Origin of the sequence: Mycobacterium sp. SMC-4, assembly GCF_050205565.1 — a bacterium.
In the GTDB taxonomy this organism is placed as follows: Bacteria; Actinomycetota; Actinomycetes; order Mycobacteriales; family Mycobacteriaceae; genus Mycobacterium.
Window position 1 is genome coordinate 203,024 of the sequence record NZ_JBNMQU010000007.1, and the last position, 17,203, is coordinate 220,226.

A 17,203-nucleotide genomic window follows, 5' to 3' on the forward strand; every position below is an offset into this window, starting at 1 on the left:
TTGCGGGCTGGTACCATTTCTCTAGATTCTTTCGGCGAATCTGTGGCGGGTCGGCTTTTGTGGGGTCGGCCCGCCAATCATTTGGATATGAATTTACGCGGCTTTCGTTGTCGAATTCGTGTACGCCGCGCGGTAACATCGACATTGGCTAGCGCTGCCACGCAGAGCCTCCGGACCGGGTGTCAACGGCACCGGGGGCTCTGCCTCGGGAAGCGGCGCCACCTAGATCCTGCTGCGACACAATGCAATTCAGACCCGTCTTAGTCGATCACATCGTCGGGATCGATGATGTCGCCGCCCTTGAACCCTTGTTGCTTCAGATATTCTTTTAGACAACTTGAGCAGGTTGAGACGCAGACAATTACGTCAGATTGAAAGAATGGAAGGACCGCGCTATCTGACACTTTCGAGCGATCGCAAAAACCACTCCGCAAGGTCAAATCGCAGAATCTCTCGGCCTGAGTGTCTTCGATGAATTTTCGCAATTCATCTGCGGTCGAAACAGGGATTCGTTCAATATTCGCCCATCGAGGCACAATCGCATACACACGGGTATCAGGGACGTTGCCCGGAGTCGGAAAGACCCTCTCGACGGTGTAGCCCGTTAGCTGCCGCATCGGGTCGCGGGTGGAATCTCCGAAGCCGTCAGGCCGGTTATATTGCCCGAAAGCGTCATCAACGATTCTGCGCAGCTTCCGGAACTTCGCAAACCCACGAAGTCTGCCCAATCCGCGCAGCCCCTCCACCGCATCTAGAAGCGCTTGCGCGTCTCGCGACAGGAAACGGCGCTTGTACTCCTCGACAATCTGTTCCGCTGCCTCTAACGCTGCCTCGAATTGGTCAGAAGTTGGCGAGTGATCATCGACGCCCTGCGCGACCGCAACCGCCTTCGCCAACATGCGCTTGGCGCGTGCGCGCAGGTCACGATCAGCCGGGTACCGCGCCGTAACGCGTTCATCGAGGTCGGCGTCTAGAGCGGCGAGCCGTTTCGTTTCTTCGCAACGCCTCTCGATGAGACGCTGTTGGGCGTCACGTTGCACTTTGGCCCGCTGCTCATCGGTCAGTTCAGGGTCGAATGGATTGAAGACGTTCATGCGCTTTCCTCAGTTCGCAGACCTTCCATCAACCAGCGAACCAGCGCGCGGGGCGAGAAGTACAGGGAACCAGCACGCTTGACGTGTTCAACTTCGCGGTTCGCGACAGCGGTCACTATCCCGTATTTCGAAACGTCAGTTCCGAGCTGAGTTTTGAAGAATTGAACGGCCGCATCGGCGGTGCGAATTGTTGCGATCGGAGAATATTTCAGAATCTCCGATTCGATTTCGTCGGGAAGTCGTCGCGCGCCTGGCGCAACCTTGGTAACGGACACTGCAAGCCCTTTCGGGTCGAGTCCCACACCTGGCCCCGGCGTGGTTGGGGGTGTCCGTTTCAAGGCAATTCTAGGCGCATCAAGCCCGGCCTGTCCAGGCTTATACCGGCGCCAAAGTCACTGTTGGGCAACACTTCTGGTAGGCTTCGATCTGAATTCGAATGGCGAGCGAAAGCATGCAACCTTGAAGCAATTTCTGATTGGTTCCAGTTCCGAAACTTGAAATGGACGATTTCACGGGTCCCATGTCAGCGGCTCAACCGCACCGCCGACCACGCGACAGGCGTTAACACGGCGGTGAAGTGGACGCAGCCAGGCTCACTCAAGCGCAGGCACAACCAGACGGTCGAAACACGCAAATAGATTGCGTCACAACCGATTTACGGGTCATCGTGCGCGTAAGCTGAGCCCAACGCACCCTGAACTGTGAGGCACAAATGATTGCGACGCTGACCTACGATCCCCACGGACTCCCATTACTCGACGGAATCCCGCTGTCACCTGTCTTCGGTGGAACCGTTCCCGGTGGACAATATGGGATCGTCCCTGCCGCAGATGCTTTGGTTTCTCGCACGTCTGACGGGTACGACATCAACGATATTTGGGACGATTTTCGGGATGCCGTGGCACTTCTCAACACCGAACGCAACCAAGTTGCCGATCTGTTGAGTTTCCGAACTTTGAACGCAGCTGATGTTGTCGCCCAAAACATCACCCCGCCGAATTTCGAATTGGCGACAGAATTCGGCGTGCCACTGTCGGCCGGGTCGCCCGCCGAGGCGTTGCCGCTCGGGTACACCTACAAGCATCATTCGCTGCGATCGTCACTGACGTGGCAAGCCTTGCGCGTGATGGATCGCCGTCAGGTCGAGGGAATCCTGAATTCGATTCTCGAAGCGGACAATAAAAACCTCAACGGCCAGATTCTTCACCGATTGTTTGATCCGACGGTTGGCAAAAACGAAATCGGAACCAACTGCTTCGGATTGTGGAGCAACGACGGCATCGCCAGTCCGCCGCCGTTCATGGGAACCCACTTCCCGGCCAACACGTCGCACTACATCGCGACCCAAAACGCGACGCTGGATTCTCAGGATCTTGAAGACGCGTATCACATGATCCGATCGAAGGGTTACGCGATTGACGGCCGATCTCAGATCATTGTGCTGTGCAACCACGCCGAAGCCGAGAAAATCGCCACTTGGCGGGCCGGTGAGGAAAGCCGAACAGACGGACCGATCGCGAAGTACGATTTCATCGCTTCCAAGAAAGCTCCGCCATTCTGGACTGGTGAGTCGGTGGTCGGCAACGTGGCACCCGACGAGTACCACGGGCACGACGTTTTGGGAACCTACGGTTACGGGTGGATCATGGAAACCCCGACGATTCCGCAGGGCTATTTGGCGGTGGTCGCCACCGGTGGCCCGAACTCGGAACGCAATGTGGTCGGACTGCGCGAAGCCGCAGGCTACGAAGGACTGCTGACGATGCCGGGCAACTGGCGCGAATTCCCTTTGGTAGAAAGCTTTTTCGTGCACAGCTTCGGCACCGGTGTGCGGCAGCGGGGCGGGGCGGTCTGCCTTCAGGTCACCGCATCGAGCACCTACACCGCGCCGGCCAAAGAACTGTTCGGCATCAAGTAGCGCCGATCGCCGCAGTCAGATTCGGATCACCAGCGATGAGCATGCAAATCCCCGAATGGGTCGAGTCAGCGATGGCCGACGCGAAACGTCGCCAGCCGAACACGCGCGACAGCGAATTTGGCCGACCGGTCGGTGACGTGTCACCGCCCACGCCGGGACGGTTCGTCCCGCCGCCTGCGCCGACAACCGACGTGAGCCACATTGGACCTCGGCCCGCCGTTGGCGGGCGTTGACCGACTGCGATGACTTCTCGACGCCGATACGTGCGAGACGATCGCGGACGGTTCGCCCGCACACCTGGCGCGCCGTCAACGCCTCAGCCTGCCCCGGCAGTGGGTTCGACCGATCCGGTGAGGCTGGCAGCGTTGCGGCGGCAGCGGGCACGACGGGCCACCGCAGCGACCGTGAGGCGGACCGCCAAGGCGGGTGTGGTGGCCGTCGCGGCGGTCGCCGTCGCGAGCCAAGGCCATCCGGCCAGCCGCACCCGCACCGCGCCAACCCGACGCCGCATCGAACGCGCCCACGTCGCGCGAGCGCGCTCCGATCACGCCCGCCTGACCAGTTTGCGCGCATCGGCGTTTCCCACGTCCGTGATGAATGCACCCGCGTTCAACGCGCGGTCCGCGAAAGCCGAAGCGCGCGCCTTGACGCGCGGCCATCGCGGCCAGATGGGATCGGCGCGCCGGGTTCGCCGCTGACGTAGACGCCAAGCCGCTGCGTTGAGCGCCAGAGGTCAGTTCGGCGAAACCGCCGGTCAGCTAGACGGTGCCGAGACAGCCGTTCGTGCAGTCGGCCTCGATCACCTTTTCTTTAAGAAATCGGCCGCTCGGCGTCGTCCACGTTCGGATAACGACGTGTACGGGGTGGCCGCACTGGATGCAGCGTTCGGCGCGTTCGGCGTATCGATCGTTTTGAGGCATGTTCCGTCCATTCGATAAATCAAGTGGAGGGGCCTACTCGTAGATTACGCCGGTTTATGCCACCCGCTGTGGCGGCTCGCCGCGTGGTCCCGAAACCAGCAAACGTCTCGAGGGTCTCCACATTGTCTCCACGCGTGGGAGAGTTACAGATAACTGAGACGGATTCAGACGGGTTCCAGACGAACGCAGCCAGACGCAAATGCTACTCTGACCTGTATCAATTCGGGCTAGCCCAAATCATCGCCGCAGGCCAGAGATTAGCCGGTACCGTTCTCTTAATCAGCGGGTCCGGGGTTCGAAACCCTGACGGCGCACCACACGAAGAAAACCCCGTTCACCTGAACGGGGTTTTCTTGTTTCCGGAGGATCAGATCCGCATGGAACCCGGACCCTGCTGCCCCAGCAGCGGATTGACCGCCGGTCCGCCCTGCGGGGTGTGCTCGCGCTGGTGCTGCTGGATGGCCTGCATCAGCGGGTTCTGCTGCATCAGGGCGCGGCGGTCTTCGTCGGACAACTCATAGAAGGTCCACATGCCCCACGTCGCCGGCCGGATGTAGAGGGTGACCTTCTGCTTCTTGCGGGCGTTCTGCGGCAGCATCGCCGGGACCGGGACAACCCTGTCCAGTGAGACGGCGCTGACGAGATCCTGGGCAAGCTGGTCTATGTCGGTGGAGTCCTGCAGCTCGTAGACCGATGCCTGGTGGCTCGCCTGCGACGGTCCTTGCAGGGCCAGAAACCACGCCATGGCGTGTCTCCTTTGCTCGTCGGGAAGATCAGCCGCCAGAGTAAAGGAAGGACCAGGTCGTGACGCCAGCGACCATCCACGGCCGCATTATTGACTCCTGCGATGAAATGCCGTGTTATCGTCGGCAAATTCTGTCACCTGTGCTGGAAGCCACACGTCGACGCAGGCGTCGGGAGTGCGGAAGGGCGCATCGGTCGGTAACGGTCTTCGCCGAGATGAGAGATTCAATACCCGTTGCGCTGGGTACCAGCAGGGAGCAGTGCTAAGGTCGAAGTTAGCTGACGGGCTCCGCGACAGTAGTCGACAGAGCGCAGTGCGAGGAACGAGGAAATTAGCTGATGGCAGGGCGCGGCGATCTGGTCCCATCGACGGTCACCGGTGACGAGCCGATTGACGGCGGCGCGGGGCAACGCCCGATCGCAGTGCACAACTGCAGTCGGCTCGGTCGGGTGGCCAACCCACCCGGGTTTTCGATCTCGTCCTGGCTCCGAGCGAGCCGGCGCCGCTGACTCAGCCCCGGCGCGAGCGCACGCTCAACAGCAGGACCAGAACGCCCACCCCGGCCAGCGAAAGCGCCACCGGCGGTTGCTTGACGAACCGCAGTACACCGGCCTTCACGTCGGCGACCACGCGTTGCGGGTTGGCTCGGGCAGCGAGACTGTCGACGGTCACCGCCAGTTGTTCACGCGCCTGATCGATCTCGGCCTTGATGGTGTCGGGATCTCGATCCGCCACGTTCGCCTCCACGTCGGTGTTCACCAGTGCTGCCGAACTACCCTAGATCAGCCGGCGCGCATCGCGGCGCCCGGCCGACAGATCGGAGGACACGCACCATGCCGCAGACCCCTCGGCTCGAAGCCGGCGACAAGGCGCCGGAGTTCAGCCTCCCGGATGCCGACGGCAACACCGTCAAGCTCTCTGACTACCGGGGACGGAAGGTGGTGGTGTACTTCTATCCGGCCGCATCCACGCCCGGGTGCACGAAGCAGGCGTGCGACTTCCGCGACAATCTCACCGAACTCAACGAAGCCGGCATCGATGTCCTCGGCGTCTCCCCCGACAAGCCCGAGAAGCTGGCCAAGTTCCGCGACAAGGAGCAGCTGACCTTCCCGCTGTTGAGCGACCCTGAGCGCACGGTGCTCGAAGCCTGGGGCGCCTACGGCGAGAAGACGATGTACGGCAAGACCGTCCAGGGTGTCATCCGCTCCACGTTCCTGGTCGACGAGGACGGTCGAATCGAGGTGGCACAGTACAACGTTCGCGCCACCGGGCATGTGGCCAAGCTGCGGCGCGACCTGAAGGTCTAGCGACCGCGCTCCGCCAGTTCGGCCAGCAGCAGCGCCTCGGCCGTCGCCGCGCGTTCCAGCACGCCCAGATGCAGGCTCTCGTTGATGCTGTGCGCCTGGGTGTCAGGGTCCTCGACGCCGGTGACGAGGATCTTGGCTTCGGGGAACGCACGCGCGAACTCGGCGATGAACGGGATCGAGCCGCCCACACCGGTGTCCACGGCGTCGTGGCCCCACGCCTCCCGAAACGCCTCGCGCGCGGCGTCGTAGACGGGTCCGGTGGCGTCGATGGCGTACGGCTGTCCCAGATCACCCGCGGTGACGGTGACCTGGGCGCCCCAGGGTGCGTGGTCCTGCAGGTGACGGGTCAGCGCGGCCAGGTGCTCGGCGGCGTCACCTCCGGGCGCGACGCGCATGCTGATCTTGGCGCGTGCGCGCGGGATCAGCGTGTTGGACGACTGCGCGATCGACGTGGTGTCGATGCCGATCACGGTGATCGCCGGTTTGGCCCACAACCGTTGCGCCACTGAGCCGGAACCGATTTCGCGGACCCCGTCGAGCAGGCCGGTATCGGCCCGGACCCGCTCCGGGGAGTAGTCGACGTCGGCTGCGGTGGCCTCGTGCAGTCCGGCGACGGCGACGTCGCCGTTGTCGTCGTGCAGACTCGCCAGCAGACGCACCAGGACGGTGAGCGCGTCGGGCACCACCCCGCCCCACATCCCGGAATGCAGGCCGTGGTCGAGGGTGGCCACCTCGACCACGCAGTCGGCGAGGCCGCGCAGCGACACGGTCAGCGACGGGATCTCGGTGCTCCAGTTGTCCGAATCGGCGATGACGATGACGTCGGCGGCGAGCAGGTCGCGATGCGCGTCCAGCAGCCGTGACAGGGACGGCGAACCGGACTCCTCTTCTCCCTCGACGAACACGGTTACACCGACCGGCGGTGCGCCACCGTGGGCGCGGAAGGCAGCCAGATGTGTTGCGATGCCGGCTTTGTCGTCGGCGGTGCCCCGGCCGTAGAGCCGCCCGTTGCGCTCGGTGGGCTCGAACGGCGGCGAGTGCCACTGGGTCGCGTCACCCTCCGGTTGCACGTCGTGGTGGGCATACAACAGAACGGTGGGCGCACCTGCAGGCGCGGGGTGGCGCGCGATGACCGCGGGAGCTCCACCTTCGGCGACGATGCGAACGTCGTCAAAGCCGGCCTGCGCCAACAGTTTCGACACCGCTTCGGCGCTGTGTTGCACCTCGGGGCGGCGTGCCGGGTCGGCCCAGACGGATTGGATACGCACCAGGTCCTCGAGGTCGGCGCGCACCGAGGGCAGCACGTCGCGGACCTTGGCGATCAGATCGGTCATACCGACGAGGTTAGCGCCGGCGAACCTCAGCGCTCCTCGAGGACCGCGACGGCCGCGGCGGTGTCGGCCTCGTGGGTCAGCGACAGATGAATCGTCACTTCTTTGAGGTGCTCGGCCACCGCGCCGGACAGTCGCACCCGCGGTCGACCCCACATGTCGGTGATCACCTCGATGTCGCGGTGGATGGCCTCGGGCAGCACCGGCCGCTTGGCGAACCGCGATCCTGACCACGCTTTGATCACCGCCTCCTTGGCCGCCCAGCGCGCCGCGAGGTGGCGCGCCGCCGACGAACTCTTGTCGGCGGCGTCGCGCCGCTCCCCGGGGGTGAACGTCTCGGCGAACACCGTCCCGGGGCGGTCCACCTGTTCGGCGAACTCGGGGATGGAGACGAGGTCGATGCCTATGCCGACGATGGCCATGGGCAGCAACCTATCTCACCGTTCACCGCCGATACACGCCGTCCTCGCCGAGCCGCGACGACGCATCCAGCAGCATCGCGGCTTCCTGGGTCTTCTCCGGCAGGTCATCGGCGAAGCGCCGATCGGCGGGACGCTCGAACAACGGACGTCCGCCGGCGATCGCCGAGGCCAGTCGCCGCTGACCGGCCAGCGCGCGCTCCTGCGCCTGTGCGGTGTAGGCCTCGCGCTGCTCAGGTGTCAGCGTCGCCAGGAACGCCTGCGGATGCACCAGGGCGATCAGCCCGGACACGTGCCCGAACCCGAGGCTGGTCACCAGACCGGCCTTGAGCGGGTACTTCTCCCCCATCCGCAGCGTCTCGCGCGGCCACACGAAGTGCGTGGACGTCGCAAGCTCGTCGTCGACACAGTCGAGGCTGCGGTTGGGCGGGATGACCCCGTCGCGCAACACCTGGCACAGGCCCATCATCTGGAAGACCGCGGCACCGCCCTTGGCGTGACCGGTGAGGCTCTTCTGGCTGATGATGAACAGCGGTGCACCGTCCGAGCGGCCCAGCGAGTCCGCGAGCCGTTCGTGCAGCTCGGTCTCGTTGGGATCGTTGGCCAACGTCGAGGTGTCGTGCTTGGAGATCACCGCGATGTCGTCGGCGCCCACACCGAGCTTGGCCAGCGAGCGGGCCAGCAGCGAATCCTTGCCGCCGCGACCGGCACCGAGCGCGCCCAGCCCGGGTGCCGGGATCGAGGTGTGCACACCGTCGGCGAACGACTGCGCGTACCCGACGACCGCGAGCACCGGCAGACCCATCTTCAGCGCCAGATCGCCGCGGGCCAGCAGCACCGTGCCGCCGCCCTCGGCTTCCAGGAACCCGAGCCGGCGCCGGTCGTTGGCACGCGAGAACTTCGAGTCGCTGATGCCCTTGGCCCGCATCACCTCGGTGTCGGCGGTGGCCGCCATGTCACCGAAGCCGATGATGGCTTCCAGCGTCAGATCGTCGAAGCCGCCGGCGACCACCAGCTCGGCCTTGCCGAGGCGGATCTTGTCGACGCCTTCCTCGACCGACACCGCCGCGGTGGCGCACGCTCCGACCGGGTGCACCATCGCGCCGTAGCCGCCGACGTAGGACTGCATCACATGCGCGGCAACGACATTCGGCAGGACCTCCTGCAGGATGTCGTTGGGCTTGCTGCGGCCCAACAGGTTGCCGTGGTACATGGTCTGCATCGACGTCATGCCGCCCATGCCGGTGCCCTGCGTGGAGGCCACCAGGCTCGGGTGCACCCACCGCATCAACTCGGCGGGAGTGAAGCCCGAGGACAGGAACGCGTCCACCGTGGCGACGATGTTCCACAGCGCCACCCGGTCGATCGAGTTGGCCATGTCCGGGGTGATTCCCCACACCGTCGGGTCGAAGCCGGTCGGGATCTGAGCACCCACGGTCCGCGACAGCTTGGTCTTGCGCGGCACGCGAATCTCGGTGCCCGCCTTGCGGATCACCTCCCAGTCACCCGAATCCGGCAGCGGCCGGGCCACCGTGTGCTCAGGATCGAACTCCACGAACGCCCGCGCGTCGGCCTCACTGGACACCACGAACCGGAAGTCCTTGTCCAGGAACACGCTGACCAGCAGCGGTGACGCGTGATCGGGATCGATCGCGCCGTCGTCGACGAACTCACGGATACCGCAGCGGCTGACAACCTCGTCGTGGTACCGCTCCACCAGCTCGGACTCGTCGACCAACTCGCCGGATTCGGTGTCGTACCAACCCGGTTGAGGATCGTCCTCCCACTTGATCAGCCCGGTGGTCCACGCCAGTTCCAGCACGCCGGCCGCAGACAGCTCGTTGTCGATCTCCATCTCGTAGCGGGTGCGCGACGACCCGTACGGGCCCAGTTCGGCACCGCCGACGATGACGACCAGATCGGCCGGGTCGACGTCCAGATCGGCCCACTCCGGTGCAGGCGCCGAAGCCGCAGGACGCGGCGGCGAGGGCAACGCGGCGATCAGGTGATCGGCGGCTGCGTCGTCGTCGGCCTCGTCTGCCGGGGCGGACGTCGCCTCCTCGCGGGCCTTGGTGGCCAGCGCGGAAAGGTCGAGCTCGACCTCGGCCAACCCACCGGTCAGGTCCGCCAGCACGGGTTCGCGGGCCGCGGCCACCTTCGTCTCGACATCACACAGGTCGAGCAGCATGCTCGCCATCTGCTCGGTCGAATAGGTGGTCACACCGGCTTCCTCGACCGCGTCGACGATGACGTCGTTGTGCCCCATCAAGCCGGTGCCGCGGGTCCAGCCGATCAGTGCGTGCGCCAGGCTGACGCGCTGCGCCCACGAGGTCTCGGCCTTCCACCGGGACACGACGGCATCCAAGGCGGCCTTGGACTCGCCGTAGGCGCCGTCACCACCGAACATCCCGCGGTTCGGCGACCCGGGCAGCACGACGTGCAGTCGTGCGGCGATGTCGCGGTCCACGCTGGTGTGCGACAGACCGCCGATGAGCCGCTGCACGGCCCACAGCAGCACCTTCATCTCCATCTCGGCACGCGAGCCCGCCTCCGAGAGGTCCCCGCCGACGCGCGGCGCGGCGAACGGGAACAGCAGCGTCGGGGTCAGCGCGTCCTTGAGGTGGATGGACTTGGGCCCGAGACTCTCGGTCTGCTCGGTGCCGACCCATTCGACCAGCGCGTCGATGTCGCTGTAGGAAGCCATGTTCGCCGGCAGCACCCACAACTTGGCGCCGAAGCGCGCGTTGTCGCGGTAGAGCTGACGGTAGAAGGCCAGCCTGGAGTCGTCGAGCTTGGAGGTGGTGGCCACCACCGTGGCGCCACCGTCGAGCAGCTGCCCGACCACCGAGGCGGCGATCGAGCCCTTCGACGCGCCCGTCACCACGGCGACCTCGTCGTGGTAGCGACCCTTCCCCGGGTTCTCCGCGCCGGCGGCGGCACGCGCATACAGCGATGCGTGGATGTTGCGGCCCGCGGCCAGCGCCTTGCCCTGCCAGTACGTGGCCTGGGTGCCGACCACATGGCCGGTGCCCTCGAAGCGGTCCGCCAGACGCGCCCAGTCGGCTTCCAGGTCGTCGTCGTCCATCAGCCAGATGCGGACCAGGTCCTCGCGTGCGCTGGCCCACCGGTCGTCGAGCAGCACGGCCTTGCGCCCGTCGAAGACGGGAGCCACCAGACGCGGCCAGTCCGAACCGAGTTCGGCCGTCACCAGATCGATCAGCTCAGCGTCGGTCGATGCGTCCGGGGTGACCAACGGTGCGCCCAGACCCAGCTGGTCGAGGATGGTGCGGGCCGCCGACGCGAGCACGCCGTCGGGACCGGTCACCTTCTCGGCGAACTCGCCGAGCGCGGCCGAATCCACCACGCCGCCACTGCCACCGGCGGCCGACGGCATCGAGACCGGCACACCGCGGCGGGCCCCGACCGCGGACACCGCGGCGTCGATCACCTTGTCGACGGACGCGGCGTCGGCCAGAGCACCGTCGTGCAGACCGCCGAGCGCCCCGCCGCGGACACTGGAACCTTCGCGGGTGCCCAGGGCGACCTCGACCGTGACGTGCTTGACCCAGCCGTCACCGAGTTCCCAGGTCTTCTTGATCCGCTCGCCGATGTAGGCCGGTCGCTTGCCGGACGGCCCGAAGACCGTACGCAGCTGGTCGTTGATCGCGTCGGAGAGCACCGGGCCGAACGGCTTGTAGGTGCGCGCCAGCTTGGTGACCTGTCCCTTGAGTCCGGCCAGGTCGGCTTCTGCGGCACCGTCGATGGCGCCGAGATTGAGCTCGGAGCCGAGGTCCACGAGCATCTGGTTGCGTCGCGAGGACGCGCCGTCGGTGATGGACTCGATCGAGTCCAACGCCTCGATCTGGTCGATGCGGATCTTGGCCGACAGCGCGATCAGCGCCATCGTGGCGTCGGCCGCGTCGAAGGCGATGTCGTCGGGACGGGGTCCACCGCTGGGCGCAGCGGCCGGCGCGGCGGGGGCTGCCGGAACCGCTTCTGCCGGAGCGGCTTCCGCGGCCGGCGTGGAGTCCTCGGCGGGCTCGTCGACGTCCGGTTCGGGATCGGTGTCGGTGGCGAACAGCACCGCCGCGTCGCGCTCGGCGTTGAGCACCTCGGTGGTGTTGTGCGAGTACTCCGGCAACTTGAGCGTGTTCTGCGCCAGTCCCGCGACGGTCGGGGCCGACTTCACGCCGATCTCGACGAAGCGCTCGATGCCGAGACCGCCGGCGGCCTCCTCGATGAACAACAGGTCCTGGGTCTCGATCCAGCGGACCGGGCTGGCGAACTGCCAGGCCAGCAGCTCGATGACCAGCTTGCGGCACAGCTCGTGCGACCGCTCGTTCCGCCAGGTGTCGTAGTCGGCGAGGATCTCGTCGAGCGGCTCGGCGGGCACCAGATCACGGATCTCCTGGATGAAGTCGCGATCGAGGGTGAACGGCCGAGGCACCAGGTTCGGGATGTAGCGGCCGATCAGCAGCTCGGGATCGGCGTCGGTGGGCATGACACGTTCGAGGGCACGCCGGAAGTCGGCGACGCCGACCCGCAGCACGCTGGAGTGGAACGGCACGTCGATGCCGGGCACCAGGATGAACGACCGCTTGCCGCCGGAGATCTCACGGCGCCGCTCGACCTCTTCCTCCAACGCTTCCAGACCGGCGACGGTCCCCGCGATCGCGTACTGCGAACCGCGCAGGTTGAAGTTCACGATCTCCAGGAACTCACCTGTGCGCTCGGAGATCTCGGCGACGAACCCCTTGACGTCGGCGTCGTCGAGGTCGATCTGCGACGGGCGGATAGCCGCCAGACGGTAGTTCGAGCGGCCCTGCGCGTCGCGCGGGACGATGTCGTGCATCTTGGAGCCGCGGTGGAACACCACCTCCAGCAGCGCGGGCAGCTCGTAGAGCCCGGACACGCAGGCGAGCGCCGTGTACTCGCCGACGGAGTGGCCGCAGGCGATGGCGCCCTCGACGAACGCGCCCTGCTCGCGCATCTCGGCGACCTGCGCCGCGGCCACCGTCGCCATCGCGACCTGGGTGAACTGCGTCAGGTACAGCACGCCCTCGGGATGGTGGTAGTGCACACCGGAGGCGATCAGCGACGTCGGGTTGTCCCGCACCACATGCAGAACCGAGAACCCCAGCGTCTCGCGGGTGAACTTGTCCGCGGTGTCCCAGACGGCACGGGCGGCCTTGGAGCGGGCGCGCACATCCATGCCCATCCCCTTGGACTGGATGCCCTGGCCGGGGAACGCGTAGACGGTCTTCGGGGCGGCCAGCTGCGCGGTGGCCGACATGACCAGCTCGCCACCCACCTTGGCCGTCACCTCGATGATCTCCGCACCCCGGTCGATACCGACGCGGTCGACCCGGAACTCGACCTCGTCGCCGGGTAGCACCATCCCGAGGAACCGTGACGTCCAGCCGACCAGGCGGGCCGGCGGGGTCGCGCGGCCGTCGGTCGCGGTGACGGCGTGCTGGGCAGCGGCCGAGAGCCACATGCCGTGCACGATGTTGGATTCCAGACCCGCCAGCAGTGCAGCGGCACGGTCGGTATGGATCGGATTGTGATCCCCGGAGACCACCGCGAACGCGCTCATGTCGACGGGGGCGTCGACCACGACGTCACGGCGACGACGGCGCGGCGTGTCGGTGGCGTTGTCGGTGATCGCCCCGCCGGCGCGCGGCGGGTCGGTCAGCTCGACAGGACCGGTGCGGCCGCGGATCGCGAAACGCTCGCCCAACGTGGCCAGCACGGTGCCCTCGGAGTCGGCGATCGTCACATCGACCGGCACGACGCGACCGACCTCGGTGTCGGTGGCCGCCGAAGCTGTTGCGGTGACGGTCAATTCGGACTTGGTCTTCGGCATCGACTGCAGCAGATGCGCCGCGTGGTCGAGGTGCACGAGGCTCAGCAGACCTTCGACGACCGGGAAACCGTCGTCGGTGACCGCAGAACCGATCGCGGCGAACACCGCGGGCCAGCACAGCCCGACCAGCGCGTCGGGCACGAGCGTCAGGCCCGGCGCCAACGGCGCCCCGAAGGTGGCCGTCACACCGGTGTGGTCGGCAACCTTCTCCGGATCCCATTCGACGGTGACGGTCGAGGTGTTGTTCTGCACCGCCGGAAGCGAGTCCGGCCCGTCCACACCGGCGGCAATGGCGAGCACCGCACGCATCGCCGCCGACGCGTCCTCGACGGTGACGATGGGGGCACCCCCGTCGACGGTGGTTTCGGGCAGCGTGAAGCGGATGTCGATCCAGATGTCAGACAGCGGCACGCTCAACGCGACCGAGACATTTCCGGAGCCGTCCACCGCTTGTTCCAGGCGCGCACCGGTGTTCGGGTGCGTCGCGCTGGGCTTGCCCGGCACGTCGTTGACCTGCCACTCGCTCGGTGCGCCGATGCGGTGCACCGGGTTGATGGCGGTCCGTCCGGCCCACAGCACGTCGGGCGAGTCCAGCACCACCGCCAGCGGACCGCTGACGTCGGCACGGGCTTGCCGACGCGACACCACGGGCACCGGTTCGGCGCCGGCGGCCAGGATCCGGTCGACGATTTCCTGCTCGAACCGGTCGAGCAGCTCACCAACCGGTTCGTCGACGCGGGTGATGCCCGCGACCGCCTGGGTACCGGGGATGATGCAGACCTGATCGGCGGTGTAGCGGGCGTCGTGCGCCTGCCACAGCGAGTCGCTGCGCCACCAGCGCCGGACGTCCTTGTCGATGACCGGCACGAAGTTCACCGGCTTGCCCGGCTTCTTGCACAGCGTCACGAAGAAGGGCACGTCTGCCGGATGCAGCTTCACCGTCTCGGCGTCGGGGTAGCGGGTCAGCAGCGCGGCGATCGCGGCATCCGGCTGGTCCAGCAGCGCTTCGCCGTCGCCGGCGAAGAGTGACTCGATGGGGCCGGAGTCCTTCTCGTGCAGGCGGGCCTCGGCGCGCTTGAGCATCTCCTCGAAGCGGTCGCGCCAGGTGTCGGCCAGCCATGGGCTGCCCGGGGCGGCGGTGTCGGCGGTGCTGTCCCCGTCCCCGATGGCCAGCTCGATGTAGCGCTGCAGCCATTGCTGGTAGGTCATGTCGTCGACGTCGCCGAAGTAGGGCTTGGCGGTGTCGGCCATGGCGGCGATCAGCTCGTCGCGACGCTTGGCGACGGCGTCGGCGTCGCCGGCCACCTCGTCGAGCAGGCGTCCGCAGCGGGACGCGGTGTTGTCGATCTCGTGGATGTCGGCGCCGAGCTGGCTGCGGCCACTGGCCATGCCGTTGATGGCCTTGCCCGCCCCGACCCAGGTCTCGGTGCCGGTGGTGTCGACCAGCAGCTGCTTGACCGCCGGTGAGGTGGTGGCTTCCAGCGTGGCCATCGCGGCGGTGCCGACCAGGATGCCGTCGACCGGCATCTCCGGGAAGCCGTAGGGCTTGGCCCACTCACCGGACAGGTACTCGGCGGCACGCTCGGGCGTTCCGATGCCGCCGCCGACGCAGATGGTCACATTGGGGTATTTGCGCAGCTCGCCGTACGTGCTCAGCAGCAGGTCGTCGAGGTCCTCCCACGAATGGTGGCCGCCGGCGCGGCCGCCCTCGATGTGGACAATGACGTCGCGGGTGGGGACCTCGGCCGCGATCTTGATGACCGACTTGATCTGGTCGACCGTTCCCGGCTTGAACACGACGTTGCTGATGCCGACGGTGTGGAGTTCCTCGATGAGGTCGACGGCCTCTTCGAGATCCGGGATGCCGGCGGTGACGACCAGACCGTCGATCGGCGCGCCGGACTGGCGCGCCTTCTGCACCAGACGCTTGCCGCCGACCTGCAGCTTCCACAGATACGGATCGAGGAACAACGAGTTGAACTGCACGGCGCGCCCCGGCTCGAGGAGCTGGGTCAGCTCGGCGATCCGCGCGTCGAAGATCTCCTCGGTGACCTGGCCGCCACCGGCCAGCTCGGCCCAGTGGCCGGCGTTCGCTGCCGCCGCGACGATCTTGGCGTCCACGGTCGTCGGCGTCATGCCGGCGAGCAGTATCGGCGAACGTCCGGTCAGGCGGGTGAACTTGGTCGAGGCCTTCACCGAGCCGTCGGGCAGCGCGACCGGCTTGGGCGCGTAGCTGGACCAGGCGGGGGCCACGGTGGGGGCGGCGCCGACGGTGAACAGGCTCCGCTGACCGCCACGGGTGGCGGCGGCGACGATGCCGATGCCCAGACCCCGGATCACAGGTGCGGTCAACCGGGTGACGGTGTCGCTGGGACCGAGGTCGACGATCCACTTGGCGCCGGCCGCGGCGAGCCCCTCGACTTCGCTGACCCAGTCGACGGGCTTGACGAAGATGGCTTCGGTGAGTTCGTGGGTCAGCTCCCGGTCCAGGCCGGTGCGCGACGCCCACTCGTCGACGAGTTCGATGCCGCTGGCCAGGCGCGGGGTGTGGAACCCGACCTCGACGTTGAGCTGGTTGAAGACCGGGCGAAAGATCGCGCCGCCGCGGACCTTGTTCTTTCGCTCGGCCTCTTCTTTCTCGGTGATCTTCTCGCAGTACAGCTCGAACCGTGCCAGCTGCTCGGGCGTGCCGGTGATGACCACCGAGCGACGACCGTTGCGGATCGACAGCGCCGGCGCCAGCACCGTGCGCACATCCTGGGCGAACTCGTCGAGCAGCTCGGCGATGCGGTCGGGGTCGACGTTGGTGACCGAGACCATCGGAGACTTGTCGCCGCGGCCGACCATGCCGCAGCGGCGCGACACCAGCGAGCCGGCAGCGCCGATGAGCTGACCGATGGCGAGCAGCTCGACGTCACGGGCGCCGCCGGCCTTGAGCGCTTCGACCGCGGTGACGCCCTGGGAGTGCCCGGCGATCGCCACGGGCGGGTGGCCGTCCAGATCGAGTCCTTGGCGCTTGAGCGCGCGAATGGCGGCCATCTGGGTGAGCAGGATGCCGGGCCCGGAGATGGCCGCGGTGGTGAGATCCTTCTTCGACGGCAGCGGCTCTTCCGCGGCCAGCGCGCGGATCCACTTCATGGGTTCGAAGCCGATCGGCCGGACCACCACGAGCTCGCGTGCCAGCGGCTCGAGCAGCAACTCGGCCTCGGCGACGAGGTTGGCGATCTCGGACTCGATGCCGGCCGAGTTGACGAGCTCCTCGAGGTTCTCCAACCACGGACCGCCCTGACCGCCGAAGGCGACCGCATAGGGTTCGCCGGAGTGCAGCAGGTCGACCAGTGCATGGGAACCGGCGAGCGGCTGGACCGCCTGTCCGTTCTCGGTGGCGGAGCCGGTGGTCGCACGCTGCTGGTCGTTGATCGTCACGTCTTTTGTTCTCCTCGGTCCTTCGTCGGCGCTGCACTCACTGGTCGCAGCGCTGTCCGTCGGGGCAGTCTGTGGGGCACGTCCGCCGTCTGGCGCGGGCATGGCGATTCGGCGTCGAATCCGGCTGGTCTGCTACGCGGATGGCCGCGGTGACTTTTCAGCCGTTGTAAGAGTGTC

Annotated in this window: 10 protein-coding genes; 3 read left to right on the plus strand and 7 right to left on the minus strand. The window is 66.7% G+C overall.

Annotation, left to right across the window (positions count from 1 at the left end; translation table 11 throughout):
* Positions 1-260: 260 nt before the first annotated feature.
* Positions 261-1,094 (minus strand): hypothetical protein, encoded by an 834-nt coding sequence (locus tag ACQI46_RS14430; protein WP_427094687.1) that lies wholly within the window; start codon positions 1,092-1,094, stop codon positions 261-263.
* Positions 1,091-1,396 (minus strand): hypothetical protein, encoded by a 306-nt coding sequence (locus tag ACQI46_RS14435; RefSeq protein ID WP_427094688.1) that lies wholly within the window; start codon positions 1,394-1,396, stop codon positions 1,091-1,093. The genes ACQI46_RS14430 and ACQI46_RS14435 overlap by 4 nt, the downstream gene beginning before the upstream one ends.
* Positions 1,397-1,806: 410 nt before the next feature.
* On the opposite strand from ACQI46_RS14435, the gene ACQI46_RS14440 reads away from it, so the two are divergent.
* Both ACQI46_RS14440 and ACQI46_RS14445 read left to right on the plus strand, forming a co-directional pair.
* On the plus strand, positions 1,807-3,012 hold the full coding sequence (locus tag ACQI46_RS14440; RefSeq protein ID WP_427094689.1) for a hypothetical protein: 1,206 nt from the start codon (positions 1,807-1,809) through the stop codon (positions 3,010-3,012).
* Between the two features lie 431 nt (positions 3,013-3,443).
* Positions 3,444-3,710, plus strand: coding sequence for a hypothetical protein (locus tag ACQI46_RS14445; RefSeq protein WP_427094690.1), 267 nt, complete (start codon positions 3,444-3,446; stop codon positions 3,708-3,710).
* 589 nt (positions 3,711-4,299) lie between these two features.
* On the opposite strand, the gene ACQI46_RS14450 is transcribed toward ACQI46_RS14445, so the two are convergent.
* Positions 4,300-4,677, minus strand: coding sequence for a hypothetical protein (locus tag ACQI46_RS14450; protein ID WP_427094691.1), 378 nt, complete (start codon positions 4,675-4,677; stop codon positions 4,300-4,302).
* A gap of 510 nt (positions 4,678-5,187) precedes the next feature.
* The gene (locus ACQI46_RS14455; RefSeq protein ID WP_427094795.1) at positions 5,188-5,412 is read right to left on the minus strand and encodes a DUF3618 domain-containing protein; all 225 of its coding nucleotides are present in this window, start codon (positions 5,410-5,412) and stop codon (positions 5,188-5,190) included.
* A 98-nt stretch (positions 5,413-5,510) separates the two neighbouring features.
* Here ACQI46_RS14455 and bcp point away from each other — a divergent pair, with 98 nt between their 5' ends.
* Complete coding sequence (gene bcp / locus ACQI46_RS14460; RefSeq protein WP_427094692.1) at positions 5,511-5,984, plus strand: thioredoxin-dependent thiol peroxidase; 474 nt, start codon at positions 5,511-5,513, stop codon at positions 5,982-5,984.
* Here bcp and ACQI46_RS14465 read toward each other — a convergent pair.
* Genes ACQI46_RS14465 through ACQI46_RS14475 form a run of 3 tightly spaced genes read right to left on the minus strand, consistent with a single transcriptional unit; the run spans position 5,981 to position 17,026 of the window.
* Positions 5,981-7,318 (minus strand): dipeptidase, encoded by a 1,338-nt coding sequence (locus ACQI46_RS14465; protein ID WP_427094693.1) that lies wholly within the window; start codon positions 7,316-7,318, stop codon positions 5,981-5,983. The two genes, bcp and ACQI46_RS14465, sit on opposite strands and share 4 nt — an antisense overlap.
* Positions 7,319-7,344: 26 nt before the next feature.
* Positions 7,345-7,737 (minus strand): holo-ACP synthase AcpS, encoded by a 393-nt coding sequence (locus tag ACQI46_RS14470; protein ID WP_197420393.1) that lies wholly within the window; start codon positions 7,735-7,737, stop codon positions 7,345-7,347.
* Positions 7,738-7,759: 22 nt separating this feature from the next.
* Positions 7,760-17,026, minus strand: a complete 9,267-nt coding sequence (locus ACQI46_RS14475; protein ID WP_427094694.1) for a fatty acid synthase subunit beta domain-containing protein — start codon at positions 17,024-17,026, stop codon at positions 7,760-7,762.
* Positions 17,027-17,203 lie beyond the last annotated feature (177 nt).

What these genes read in the sequence shown, in the direction of transcription:
- bcp (WP_427094692.1), top strand. Translation starts at nt 5,511, where the DNA reads ATGCCGCAGACCCCTCGGCTCGAAGCCGGCGACAAGGCGCCGGAGTTC.
- ACQI46_RS14430 (WP_427094687.1), bottom strand. Translation starts at nt 1,094, where the DNA reads ATGAACGTCTTCAATCCATTCGACCCTGAACTGACCGATGAGCAGCGG.
- ACQI46_RS14450 (WP_427094691.1), bottom strand. Translation starts at nt 4,677, where the DNA reads ATGGCGTGGTTTCTGGCCCTGCAAGGACCGTCGCAGGCGAGCCACCAG.
- ACQI46_RS14465 (WP_427094693.1), bottom strand. Translation starts at nt 7,318, where the DNA reads ATGACCGATCTGATCGCCAAGGTCCGCGACGTGCTGCCCTCGGTGCGC.
- ACQI46_RS14440 (WP_427094689.1), top strand. Translation starts at nt 1,807, where the DNA reads ATGATTGCGACGCTGACCTACGATCCCCACGGACTCCCATTACTCGAC.
- ACQI46_RS14470 (WP_197420393.1), bottom strand. Translation starts at nt 7,737, where the DNA reads ATGGCCATCGTCGGCATAGGCATCGACCTCGTCTCCATCCCCGAGTTC.